This window comes from Streptomyces hesseae (assembly GCF_031845785.1).
GTDB lineage: Bacteria > Actinomycetota > Actinomycetes > Streptomycetales > Streptomycetaceae > Streptomyces > Streptomyces hesseae.
Genome location: NZ_JAVRFI010000001.1, coordinates 286,708 through 299,512, shown reverse-complemented (window position 1 = coordinate 299,512; position 12,805 = coordinate 286,708). Strand labels below are relative to the sequence as shown.

Below are 12,805 nucleotides of genomic sequence, written 5' to 3'. Positions count from 1 at the left end.
CTTTCTCGGTGGGGGTGGGACGGCACGGCGGCCGGGCGTTCCGTGCGTCAGTCCTCGTGCACGGTGATGGCCCGGGACGGACAGAGATCGCCCGCCCGCCGTATGGCGTCGGTCAGTTGGGCGCCGGGTTCGGTGGTCAGAACGGTGACCAGGCCGTCCTCGTCCTGGTCGAAGACGGCCGGGGCCGTCAGCACGCACTGGCCCGCGCCGATGCAGCGCTCGTTGTCGGCGGTGATACGCATCAGGAGCTCTCCCACTGGACGGGCATCTCGTGCAGCCCGAAGAGTACGACGTCGTGCTTGAAGGCGAGTTCCTCCACGGGGACGGCCAGCCGCAGGGTGGGGATGCGCTCGAAGAGCCTGCGGTAGGCGATCTCCATCTCGACGCGCACCAGGTTCTGCCCGAGGCACTGGTGCATGCCGTAGCCGAAGGCCACGTGGTGGCGGTCGGTGCGGGAGGGGTCGAAGGCGTGGGGGCAGGAGAAGACCTGCTCGTCGTGGTTGGCGGCGGCCACCAGCGGGATGATGCCCTCGCCGGCCCGGACGAGCTGCCCGGCGATCTCGACGTCCTCGACGGCCACCCGCAGGGAGACGATGTCGGCGACCGAGTGGAAGCGCAGCGTCTCCTCGACCACCCGGTCGTCGCCGATCCACTGGGGGTTCTGGAGGAGGGTCATCACGCCCAGCGCGATGTTGTTGGCCGTGGTCTCGTGGCCGGCGATCAGCAGGAGCAGCAGGACGCCCGACAGCTCGTGGGGGGCGATGGTGCCGGTGGCGAGCAGCCTGCTGACCAGGTCGTCCCCGGGCCACTTCGACTTGATGTCGATGAGCCGGTTGATGTAGCGCAGGAGTTCCTTGGTGGCGGTGTCGCGCTGCTGGTCGGTGGAGGAGCGGATGGCGACCAGGGTGCGGGTGCGGGACTCGAAGAAGTCGCGGTCCACCGGGGGAACTCCGAGGAGGGCGGAGATCACCAGGGAGGGCACGGGCAGCGCGAAGTCGGCGACGAGGTCCGCGGAGTTCCCGGAGGCGAGCAGCTCGTCGATGAGCTTGTCGACGGTCTCCTCGATCGCGGGGCGCATGGCCCGGACCCGTCGCACGGTGAACTCCGGGATGAGCGCCTTGCGGAAGCGGTCGTGCTCGGGGGAGTCCATCCCCACGAACCAGCCCGGGATCTGCTCCTGCCGGGGCACGCCCATGGTCTCGCTGATGTTGGGGAAGCCCTTGTGGTCCGGGTTGGAGCTGATCTTCGGGTTGGTGAAGACGCCGCGGACGTCCTCGTGCCGGGTGACCAGCCAGCACTTGTTGCCGTTGGGCAGATAGGAGAGGACCAGCCCCTCCTGCTCGCGGTAGGTCGTGTACCGGGGAGGCGGGAAGGCCTCACCGGGCTTGCGCAGCGGGAAGTCGACCACCATCGGGTCGGCGTGCGTCATGTCGGAAACTCATTCCCTCGTGGCTTGCCTGCGGGGCCGGTCACCCGGCGTCGTAGAACTCGCGGACCCGGCCCGTGATGAAGTCCTGGTCGGCGGCGGTCAGCCCGGTGTGGGTGGGCAGGTAGAAGCCGTCCTCCGCGAACCGGTTGGCGTTGAGCGAGGGCCAGTCGGGGTGGAGGTAGCCGGGCTGGCGGCTCATGGGCTTGAAGAACAGCCGCGTCTCGATGCCCGCTTCGGCGAGGAAGGCGCGCAGCTCCTCGCGGCGCTCGGCGCGGAGGTCGTACATCCACAGCACGTCGCGCGGCGGCATCAGGGTGATGCCGGGGATGCCGGCGAGGCCCTCGTCGTAGCGCTTCTCTATCTCCCGGCGGGTCGCGAGGATCTCGTCCAGCCGCTCGACCTGGGCGAGGGCGACGGCGGCCTGCATCCCGGTCATCCGGAAGTTGTAGGCGAGCTTCTTGTGGAGGAAGCTGTGGTCCCGGGTGAAGGCCATGGCGCGCAGATGGGCCAGCTGGCCGGCGAGCCTGGGGTCGTCGGTGAGGCAGATGCCGCCCTCGCCCGCCGTGATGATCTTGTTGGCGAAGAGGGAGTAGCAGGCGATGTCGCCCACCGGGCGGACGCCATGGGCCTCGGCGGAGTCCTCGACGACCCGGAGGTTGTACTGGAACGCGATGTCCATGATCGCGTCCATGTCGCAGCGCCGGCCGTAGATGTGCACCGGCATGATCGCCTTGGTGCGGGGGGTGATCTTCTCCTCGATGCGGCCGACGTCCATGTTGAGGTCGTCCGCGCAGTCGACGAAGACGGGGGTGGCTCCGGTGTAGGTGACCGCCCACGCCGAGGCGATCATGGTGAACTCGGGGACGATCACCTCGTCGCCGGGGCCGACGCCCAGGGCCCGCAGGGCGAGGGTGAGGGCGGCCGTCCCGGAGGAGCAGGCCACGCCGTGGGCGACCGAGTTCCAGTCCGCGAAGGCCTGCTCGAACCGCTGGATGACGGGGCTCTGGGACGATATCCAGCCGTCGCCGATGGTGGCGGTGACGTACTCGAGCTCCTTGCCGTCGAGCGCGGGGCGGGAGACGGGGTACTTGAACGACATGGGTTCCTCTCTGATCAGGCCAGCGCGGGGAGACCGAGGACCAGTCCGGCGGCCGTCTCACGACCGCCCGCCGCGCGCTGGAGGGCGCCCAGCCGCTCCGCGTTCTCGCGGAACGAGGGGTCGCCGAGCACCCGGGTGAGCTTGTCGACGACGTCGTCGACCGCGACGGTCTGGGGCCGGTCGAGGGTCAGGCTGATGCCGAAGTCCTGGCCGCGTACGGCCTGGTCGAAGCAGTCCACCCACAGGGGGCGCACCACCAGGGGCTTGCCGAAGTAGATGCCCTCGTGGAAGCCGTTGCCGCCGCCGTGGGTGAAGAACACCTTGACGTTGGGGTGGGCGAGGACGTCGAGCTGGGAGGGGACCCAGCTCTCGATGCGGAGGTTGGCCGGGAGGGAGTCCGCCGACGGCAGGAGGTGCTGCTGCTCCTTGGGCAGCTTCCACAGCACCTGGTGCTCGCCCTCCAGCCGGCGGGCCACCTCCACCAGCGCGCCGACCTGGTCCTTGGTCAGCCGGGTGATGGTGCCGAAGCCCATGTAGACGACCGACGACTGCGCATCGAGCCACGTGCGGACGTCCTTGTCGTCCGGGGTCTCCGGCAGGGGCGGCATCATCGCGCCCACCAGCCGCATCTTCTCCGGGACCGGGAAGGGGTAGTCCAGCTCGGCGATGGAGTTGCACAGGACCAGCTCGGCCTTGTCGATCCTGGTCATCGGGTTGGGCGGCGGGATGCGCAGCTCCTTGCGGATCCGCGTGTCCTCCTGGAGCACCTTGCCCATGGCCGGGTTGAAGAACATCGCCAGGGTCCGGTACTTGAACAGCTCGTTGCTCAGGCGCTGCGCCGGGGTCATCTTCCGCGGCAGCCCGGAGTGGGGGACCGGGAAGTCCTTGGGGGTGTGGCCCTTGGCGAACGGGTTGAGCGAGGTAAGGACATTGCTCGGAAGGAACGGGACGCTCAGGACGAACGGGATGTCCCGGGCGATGGCCAGGTCGACGGCGAAGCCCGCCATGCAGTCGACGACCATCAGCGCCGGCTGGACCTTGTCGACCACGGCCTCCAGCTTGCGGAACTTCCCCGCCTGGAGGGCCGGCTTGTAGGACTGCCGGATGACGGCCCGGTGCGCCCGGAAGCGGGAGGACTGCGTCACCTCCCGGTAGACCTCGTCGTCCCAGGTCACGGCGGACAGCTCCGGGATCACCTCGCCGAGCGAGGCGAACTCCACCGGGGAGCGCTCGACGATCCCCGCCACGTCCTCGCGGCGCGGTTCGTCGGTGGCGAACCACAGGTCCTCCACGCCCTGCCGGGAGAGCTCGCCCGCCAGCACGAGCAGCGGATTGAGCAGCCCGCTCTCCGGAAGACTGACGAACAGGATCGGCCGTCGCGCGGAGTCCATGGCATCCCTTTCAGTGGTGGCCGCAGGGGCGGGGCACGGGGTGCCCCGGGCTGGCCGGACGGCCTCCCCGCACTGTGATCTCATGCCACGTCCCGGGAAATCCTTAGACTCCTTCCGGACGCGACGCGCCGGGCAACTTCCTTTACCACGCAAAGATGGGAAGAGGTTCTAATGTCCAGGAGTTCGAGCAAGTGGAACCCCTAGTCATACAAAACACTCTAGAGTGACAAGAGACCTGACGAGGTGCCGCAAGATCCACCTTGGCGGGACTTGAGCGGAATGCGATGTCTGAGCGCCGAATCCCCCCAGGGGCGTGAGGAGAACTACCGTGCTGCACCGCCCGCGCGCCGGCGGCTTACAGGAGTCGCCGACCGGTCGCGGCGGGGAGCTGGCGGCGCTCGTCGCCCGCGCCGCCTCCGCCCACGCAGGCCACGCCCACGCGGTCCTGCTCAGCGGCCCCTCCGGCATCGGCAAGACCCGCCTGCTGCGCGCCTTCCTCGACGACCAGGCGGCCCGCGGCACCCGGACCCTCTACGCGGCCTGCGGCCGGGAACCCGCCGCGCACCGCGCCCCGACCGCCTACGACGGCCTGCCCGACGGCATGCCCGAGATACCCGAGGGCGCCGCCACGGCCCCCTACGGCGCGGTGCGCGCCCTGTTCGGCCCCCTGGGGCTCACCGGCGCGGGCCCCTCCCACCTCCTCCGGGGCGGCGCCCACCACGCCCTGCCCGCCCTGACCCCCCGCGCGACGACCGCCCCGCCCGCCCACCAGGTCCTCCACGGCCTGTACCGCCTCGCCGGCAACCTGATGACGGACCGTCCGCTCACCCTCGTCCTGGACGACGCCCACCACGCCGACGAACACTCCCTGCGCTGGCTCGACTTCCTGCTGCGCCGCGCCGAGCACCGCCTGCCGCTGCTGGTCGTCCTCGCCCACCGCCCCGAAGCGGAACCCCTCGCCGGGGACGCCCTGGCCGCCGTCGGCGCACCCCACCGCGCCACCGTCCTCCCGCTCGGCCCGCTGACCGAAGCGGAATCGGCCGAGCTCGCCCGGCGGATCCTCGGCACCCCCGTCGGCCCCGCCTTCGCCGGACACCTCGCGGCGGCCTCCGGCGGCAACCCCCGCACCCTCACCCACGCCCTGCGCACCCTGCGCGCCGAGGGCATCGCGCCCGACGAGCACGGCACGCGCCGCGCCGCCGAACTCTGCGCCGCCATGACCGCCACGACCACCCACCGACGGCTCGGCCACCAGCCCGGCTGGGTCCGCGACGTCGCCACGGCCCTCGCCGTGCTCGGCGAGGACGAACCGCAGCGCGTCGCCGCTCTCGCCGGCGTGACCACCGCCCTCGTCGAGGACGCCCTGACCGCGCTGCGCCGCGCCGGCCTCGTCGCCCCCGGCCACGCCGGCCTCGTGGACGCCGCCACCCGCGCCGCCGTCCTCGCCCCGCTCGCCGACCCGGAGCTGACCGCGCTGCGCACCCGGGCCGTCCTGCTGCTCAGCGACGCCGGCCGCCCCGCCGAGGAGATCGCCGAACACGTGCTGCGGCTGCCCGGCCCCGTACCGCCCTGGATGGCCTCCGCCCTGCGGGACGCCGCCGCGCGCGCCGCCGCCCGGGGCGGCCACAAGACGGCGGCCCGCTACCTCCACGCCGTGCTCCGCGCGGAACCGGACGACCTGTCCGCCCGCACCGAACTGGCCCGGGCGCTCGCCGAGATCAACCCCGAGGAGGCCCTCCCGCTGCTCGAGGAGGCGCTCGCGCTGCCCACCGACCCGCGCACGAAGGCGGCCGTCGCCGCCCAGTACGGGCTGACCTGCGTGGCCCTGCGCCGGTTCACCGACGCCGTCCGCGTCCTCGACGAGGCCCTGGCCGCCTTCGCCGCCGGGACCGGTCCTCGTACCGGCCCCGCCGACCGTGAGCTGGCCGCGCTCCTGGAGTCGGTCCTGCTGCTCGCCGGGATCGTCCGGCGGGAGACGATCGGCGCCGTCCGCGCCCGCGCCGCGCATATGACGCTGCCCCACGGCGACACCCCCGCCCAGCGGCAGAAGGCGGCCATGATGAGCATCCTGACCGCCCTCGACGGCCGTTCGGCGGAGCGGACGGTCGTCCAGGCCCGCCGGGCCCTGCGCTCCCCGGGCGTCGAGCCCGGCGGCTGGGCCGCCTTCGCCGCGGCCTTCCCGCTCGCCCTCGCCGACGAGGTCGACGACGCGCTCACCGCCCTGGACCAGGTCCTGACCCAGGGTCAGGAATACGGCGAGGCCCGGGTGTACACCCTCGCCCTGACCGCCCGCTCGCTCGTGCTGCACGGCATCGGCGCGATCCCCGACGCGCTCGCCGACGCCCGCACCGCCATGGGCCTGACGGCGGAGGATGCCCAGTGCGCCGAGCTGACGCTGCCTCATATCGTGCTGGCCACCGCCCTGGTAGACCACGCCGAGCCCCGGCGGGCCGAGGAGACCCTCGCCCGGATCGAACCGCGGGACCTGGACGGCCATGTGCTGGAGCAGCCCGCCTACCTGATGGCCCGGGCCCGCGCCCGGCGGGGGCTGGGCGACCGGGAGGGCGCCGTCGCGCTCCTCTTCTCCTGTGGGGACGCCCTGGCGGCGACGGGCGTCGCCAACGCCGTCTTCCACCCCTGGTGGGTGCACGCCGTCCGCCAGCTGTCCGCCCTGGGCCGCACCGGCGAGGCCCGCGAGCTCGCCGAGCGCTGGACCGGCCCCGCCCGGTCCTGGGGCACCCCGCGCGCCCTCGGACTCGCCGCCCATGCCCTGGCCTTGACCACCCCCGGTCCCGAAGGCGTCGTCCTCCACACCGAGGCCGTGGAGTGGCTGGCGGGCTCCCCCGCCCGCGCCGAACACGCCCGAGCCGAGTACTACCTGGGCCGGGCCCTGCTCGCGGCCGGCGACCAGCCCGCCGCCCGCGAGCACCTGCGCACCGCCGTCGGCCTGGCCCGCCAGTGCGGGGCCCTCGCGCTCGCCGAGGCCGCCCGCGGCGGCCTCGTCACCGCCGGCGGACGCATGCGCAAGGCCACCGGGTCCCGCACCGACCTCCTCACCCGCACCGAACGCAAGGTCGCCGCCCTCGCCCGCGCCGGGGCGAGCAACCGCGAGATAGCCGAAGCGCTGTTCGTCACCGTGCGAACCGTGGAGATGCACCTCACCGGCGTGTACCGCAAGCTCGGGGTCGGCGACCGGGCCGCCCTCGCCTCGGCGCTGCCCCCCGACGGCCCGCCCGAACCCCCCGCCGGAATGCCCATGGTGGCCTACGGGAGGCCCGCCCGTGCCGCTCGTTGATCCCCTCCTGGCGCACTACGGCCGGGCCCGGGGACGACTGACCTCGGCGCTGACACGCCTGGAACGGGGCGGCTCCGCCGTCGTCGTCGTGACCGGCCCCCCGGGCCACGGCCGGCACGCCCTGCTGCGCTGGGCCGCCGACGCCGCCGAGCGGCGCGGCCTCCAGGTCCTGACCGCCCGCGCCACCCCGGCCGCCACCACGGTGCCGCACGCCCTCACCGGCGCGCTCCTGGAGAGCCGGACGACCACGGCCGACGGCCGGGACGAGCCGCTGCAGGCTCTCGCAGACGGCCCGGGCGAGCTGCTGGCGGCCGCCGTCCGCGCGCGCCCCACCCTCGTCGTCGTCGAGGACGTACACCGGGCCGACCCGGACTCCGCGCGCCTGCTGGCCGCCCTCGCCGACCGGCCGCGAGGCCCCGTGGTGCTGCTGATGAGCACCTACGGCACCCCGCCCCGGCTCTCCGCCGCCCTCGCCCGGATGGGCGGTGGCGCCACCGAGCTCGTCCTCCCGGCGGTGGACGAACGCGGCGCCGCCGCCATGGCGGCCGCCGTCTGCGGCGGCACGCCCGCCGACGACCGGTTCGCCCGGGCCGCCGCCGAGGCCACCGGGGGCAACCCCGCGATACTGGAGGACGCGCTGCGCCGCCTGGCCCAGCGCGGACACCCGCCCGTCGCCGCCCACATACCCCGGATACGGGAGCTGGCCGCCGAGGCCGCCGCCGACCACGTCGTACGCGTCCTGCGCACCCTCCGCCCCGACGAACGCACCGCCCTGCGCGCCCTCGCCGCCAGCGGCGGCGTCCTGGACCTCCCCGCCCTCCGCCGGCTCACCGGCACCCGGCCCGAGGACGAACCCGCCCTGTGGGCCGCCCTGGAGGCGACCGGGCTCGTCACCCCCGGCCGGCCGCTGCCCGGCATCGACCCCGCCACCGCGACCCGCGTCCTCGCGGACATGCCCGCCGGCGAACGGGCCGCCCTGTACGAGCGCGCCGCCGAACTGGCCCACCGCGCCGGAACGGCCGGCGAGGACCTCGCGGGCCTCCTCCTGGACACCCCGCCGACCGGCCGCGACTGGGTCGTGCCCGCCCTGCGCCACGCCCACGCGGCGGCCGTGCGCCGGGAGGACCACGCCCACGCGGCCGCCTGCCTCCGCCGCGCCCTCGCCGAACCCCTGGCCCCCGCCGAACGCGCCCGGCTGGAACTGGAACTGGCCGCCACCGAGGCCCTGACCGCCCCCGAGGCCGCCGACCGCCGGCTCGGCGCGCTCGCCCGCGACCCGGACCCCGCCCTCGCCGCCTGGCGGGTGCGCGCCGTCGACCACGGCCTCCTGCGCGGCTACACCCACGGCGTGGGCCACGCGCTGGCCGACGCCCTGGCCCGCGCCGAAGGCGCCGAGCACGACGACCTCGTCGCCTTGCACTGGGCCGCCCACCACGGCTGGCGCGAGGAGACGGACCCCGGCACCCCGCGGATCCCCCGCCTGCCCCGCGTCCCCCGCACCCCGGCCCAGGCCGGCGTCCGGGCCTGGCAACTGGCCCGCGACGGCGAGGACCTGGCCGGCACGCTCCGGCTGGCCCGCGAGGCGCTCGTCCCCCCGGCCGGCCGGGACACCCTCCTGCTGCCCCGCCTCGCCGCCTGCCGCGCCCTCTACCTCGCCGACGACTACGAGACCGCCGACGCCGGCATCGCCGCCCTGCTCGCCGACGTCCGCCGCGACCGGCTGAGGGCCGGCGTCGCCCGGGTGCTCACCGTCCGCGCCGAGATGAGCCTGCGCCGGGGCCTGCTCTCCGACGCCGAGCGGTACGTGGCCGAGGCCGAGCGCTCCCTGCCGCCCGGCGGCTGGCACCCCGCCACCGCGCCCTATCTGTCGGCCGTCCGCACCGCCGTCGCCCTGGAGAACGGCGACCGGGACACGGCCCGCGCCTGCGCCTTCGTACCGGCCCCCGCCGGCGCCGAGGACAGCGCCCCCTGGGCGTATCTGCTCTTCGCCCGGGCCCTGGTCGCCGTCGCCGACGACGACCTGCCCGAGGCCATGGGACTCTTCCGCGAGACCGGCCGGATCCTGCTGCGCCGGCAGTACGTCAACCCCGCGCTGCTGCCCTGGCGTTCCCTCGCGGCCCGCACCGCCCTCGCGCTCGGCGAGCACGCCGAGGCCCGGCGCCTGAGCGCCCAGGAGCTGGCGCTGGCCCGCCGCTGGGGAGCCGCCGGCACCATCGGCTGGGCCGAGCTGAACGCCGCCCTGCCCACCGGCGAGCAACGGCCCGCCAAGGTGTGCCGCGCCGTGGACGTCCTGCGCGACACACCCGCCGGCCTGGCCCACGCCTGGGCGCTCGCCGACCTCGCCGCCCTCGAACTGCGCACGGGCAACGAGCCGCCCGCCGCCGCCCCCTGGGCGAGCGACCTCTCCGCGCTCATCACCGCCCACCCGAGCAGCAGACTGGCGGACACCGTGCGCCGGCTCGCCGGGGACCGCGGGCCCGCGCCGTCCCCGACCGACGTCCGTCGGCTGAGGGAGTGGGCCACCCTCTCCCAGGCCGAGACGCACACGGCGACGCTCGCCGGCCAGGGCCACGCCAACCGGGCCATCGCCGAGCTGCTCTCGGTCTCCCGGCGCACCGTGGAACTGCGGCTGAGCAGCGTCTACAAGAAGCTCGGCGTCAGCGGGCGCGGCGAACTGCGCGCCCTCGTCCGGGGAATGGAGAGTAACTGAACACATGCTGCTCGAACGAGGTACCGAGTTCACCGCGGTCCAGGACGCCCTGCGCGCCGCCGTCACCGGAGGGAAGGCGTCGTGTCTGCTGCTGACCGGCCCGGTGGGCATCGGCCGGTCCGCGCTGCTGCGGGCGCTGCCCGGCCCGGCCGCCGGGGAGGGCGTCCGCGTCCTGCGCGCCCACGCCGCCCCCATGGAACAGGACTTCGCCTTCGGAGTGGCACACCAGCTGTTCGACAGCCTACGGGCCCAGGAGCCCCCCGAAGAGAGCGAGCGACGGCAGGCCGACCCCCGGCTCACCGCGACGGACCACGCCATAGAGGCCACCGGTGACGCGGCGGAGGAGTGGGCGGTCCTCGAAGGGCTGCGCTCACTGCTCGCCGACGTCGGCGCGCGGGCCCCGCTGCTGATCCTCGTGGACGACCTCCAGTGGGCCGACACCCCCTCGCTGCGCTGGCTCGCCCACCTGGCCGCCCGCCCGCACGGGCTCCGCGCGGCCGTCGTGGGCACGCTGCGCGACGGCGACCCGGGCGGCCGCCGCCCCGCCGTCCTCGACCTGCTGGACGCGGCCCCGCGCGTGCTGCGCCCCGCCGCCCTGACGCCCGGCGCCACCCGGACGCTGGCCCACGAGCGCTTCGGCACCCCGGGCGACGAGGAGTTCACGGCCGCCTGTCACGACGCCACCGGCGGCAACCCGCTCCTCCTGACCGCCCTGCTCGACCGGATGGCGGCCGACGGCGACGAGCCGACGACCGGCCGCGCCGGCCAGGCGTACGCGCTGCGGCCCCCGCGACTGACCGAACGGCTCGCCGACTGCCTGCGCGCGCAGTCCCGCCCCGTACGGCACCTGGCCGGGGCCCTCGACGCCCTCGGCGGGTACGCCGAGCCCCACGTCGCCGCCGAACTGGCCGGCCTGGACCCCTGGGAGGCCGACGGCGCGCTGGGCGACCTCCACCGGCTGGGCCTGCTGACCGGGCCCGGCGAGCCGCGCTTCGTCCACCGCGCGGTCCGGGACGCGGTGGCGGCCTCGGCCACCCCGGACGAACGCCGCGAGCGGCACGAGGCCGCGGTGGACCTGCTCCACCGGCACGGCGCGCCCGCCGCCCTGATCGCCGAGCGGCTCATGGAGTCCGCCACCGCACCCCGGCCCTGGGCGGCCGCGATCCTCCGCGAGGCCGCCGAGACCGCGCTGCGCGCCGGCGACCCGGAGACGGCCGCCCGCGCCCTGCGCAGAGCGCTCCAGGACCGCCCCGAACCCGGCCCGGACCGCGCCCGGTTGCTGGCCGACCTCGCCGCGGCCGTCCGCGACACCGACGCCGCCGCCTGCGAGCGCCACGTCACCCAGGCCGTCTCCCTGCTGTCCGATCCGACCGAACGGGCCCTGGCCGCCCTGCGGATACCGCCGGCCTTCCTGGGCGCGCTGCCCGCCCCCGCCATCGCCCTGCTCCGCCGCACGGCCGGGGAGCTGGGCCCCGCCGCACTGCTGAAGGGCACGGCCCGCGAGGCGGCCCTGCGTCTGGAGGCGCGGCTGCGCCACGCGGGCCGCGAGGACCCGGCCGAGCTGGGCGCGGCGGTGCTGCGGCTGCGGCGCATGGGGGAGGAGCCCGCGCTGCGCTCGGCGGGCGAACGGGAGCTCGCGGCCGTCCTGCTCCACGCGGCGGCGGTCTCCGGCGCCCTGACGGCGGCCGAGGTGGCCCGCCTGGGCCACCGGATCCTGGAGCACGAGCCGGCCACCCCCGACCGTACCCACTCGGCGCTGCCCCTCGTGGTGCTCGCGCTGTGCGGGGCCGACTCGGTGGACGCCGTCGCCTCCTGGCTGTCCGCCGGGCACCGGCTGAGAGCCCCTTTCTCCTCACATCCGGAGAGCCCGGCGGCGGGCGCCGTCGACCACGCGGAACGTGCGCTGACGCTCCTGGCCCAGGGGCGGCTGACGCAGGCGCGCGAGCACGCCGAGCGCGTCGTCGACCGGCCGGGGGAGCGGGAGGGCGAGGGGAGCGGTGAGGGGAGCGCCACCTTCGCCGTGGTGCTCGCCGCCGTCGCGCTGGAGGTGCGCGACCCGGCGTTCAGCGAGCGCGTACTGGTCCTGGGCGGCCGGTGCCGGGCGCCGGGGCTGGTCACCACGTCCATGCTCAGGCTGCTGGAGGCATCGCTGGAGGCGGGGCGCGGCGACTGGTCGGATGCCCTGGAGACCGTCCTGTCCTGCGGCCGGCAGCTGGCGGCGTCGGGCTGGGACAACTCGGCGCTGTTCCCGTGGCGGCCCTGGGCCGTCAGCCTCCACCACCGGCTCGGCGACTCCGGCGCGGCACGCGCCCTCGCCGACGAGGAGCACGCGCGGGCCGAGAAGTGGGGCGCGCCCGCCGTGCTCGGCCGCGCCCTGCGGCTGAAGGGCCGGCTGTACGGGGGCGGCCGGGGCGAGGCCCTGCTGGGCGAGGCGGTCACCGTGCTCCGGGGTTCGGCCAACCGGCTGGAACTCGCCCGTGCGCTACAGGAGTTGGGCAGACGGCTCGGCGGTGGGCCCCGGGCGGAGGCGGCGCTGCGGGAGGCCGGGGAGCTCGCCGTGGCCTGCGGTGTTCCCCGGCTGGCGAAGCGGGCCGGGCGCGAGGAGCTCGGCGCCCCGGGGGCGCCGGCGGCGGTGCTCACCCCCGCCGAACGCCGGGTGGCCGCGCTCGTCGGCCGCGGTCTCACCAACCAGCACATCGCCCGGGAGCTCGGGGTGAGTTCCCGGGCGGTCGAGAAACATCTTACGAATTCCTATCGAAAATTGGGGATCAGAGGACGTGCTGAGTTGGCGTCGGGACAATGGGAACCGGCATTGGGGATGACCGGCTGAATCGTTTGTCCGCGCTTGTTGTGCGTGGCTTCCAATAAACCGTCGGTACGG

At 75.2% G+C, this 12,805-nt stretch carries 7 protein-coding genes; 3 read left to right on the top strand and 4 right to left on the bottom strand.

What is annotated here, in order from left to right; genetic code table 11:
* Positions 1–47: 47 nt before the first annotated feature.
* The 4 genes from RM609_RS01330 to RM609_RS01315 are packed head-to-tail and all read right to left on the bottom strand — an operon-like array spanning position 48 to position 3,919.
* Positions 48–242, bottom strand: coding sequence for a ferredoxin (locus RM609_RS01330; protein WP_311607156.1), 195 nt, complete (start codon positions 240–242; stop codon positions 48–50).
* Positions 242–1,429 (bottom strand): cytochrome P450, encoded by a 1,188-nt coding sequence (locus RM609_RS01325; protein ID WP_311607152.1) that lies wholly within the window; start codon positions 1,427–1,429, stop codon positions 242–244. Before RM609_RS01325 ends, RM609_RS01330 begins: the two co-directional genes overlap by 1 nt.
* A gap of 40 nt (positions 1,430–1,469) precedes the next feature.
* Complete coding sequence (locus tag RM609_RS01320; RefSeq protein ID WP_311607147.1) at positions 1,470–2,528, bottom strand: DegT/DnrJ/EryC1/StrS family aminotransferase; 1,059 nt, start codon at positions 2,526–2,528, stop codon at positions 1,470–1,472.
* Between the two features lie 14 nt (positions 2,529–2,542).
* Positions 2,543–3,919: a glycosyltransferase gene (locus RM609_RS01315; RefSeq protein ID WP_311607145.1), complete on the bottom strand. Its 1,377-nt coding sequence runs from the start codon at positions 3,917–3,919 to the stop codon at positions 2,543–2,545.
* Positions 3,920–4,247: 328 nt separating this feature from the next.
* Here RM609_RS01315 and RM609_RS01310 point away from each other — a divergent pair, with 328 nt between their 5' ends.
* From RM609_RS01310 to RM609_RS01300, 3 genes are read left to right on the top strand one after another with little or no spacing between them, the layout of a single operon-like run.
* A complete protein-coding gene (locus RM609_RS01310; RefSeq protein WP_311607143.1) occupies positions 4,248–7,214 on the top strand; it encodes a helix-turn-helix transcriptional regulator in 2,967 nt (988 codons plus the stop codon).
* Positions 7,201–9,924 carry an AAA family ATPase gene (locus RM609_RS01305; protein WP_311607142.1) on the top strand — a complete coding sequence of 908 codons (2,724 nt, stop codon included), beginning with the start codon at positions 7,201–7,203 and terminating at the stop codon, positions 9,922–9,924. The genes RM609_RS01310 and RM609_RS01305 overlap by 14 nt, the downstream gene beginning before the upstream one ends.
* Before the next feature lie 4 nt (positions 9,925–9,928).
* Positions 9,929–12,754: an ATP-binding protein gene (locus tag RM609_RS01300; RefSeq protein ID WP_311607141.1), complete on the top strand. Its 2,826-nt coding sequence runs from the start codon at positions 9,929–9,931 to the stop codon at positions 12,752–12,754.
* Positions 12,755–12,805: the final 51 nt, after the last annotated feature.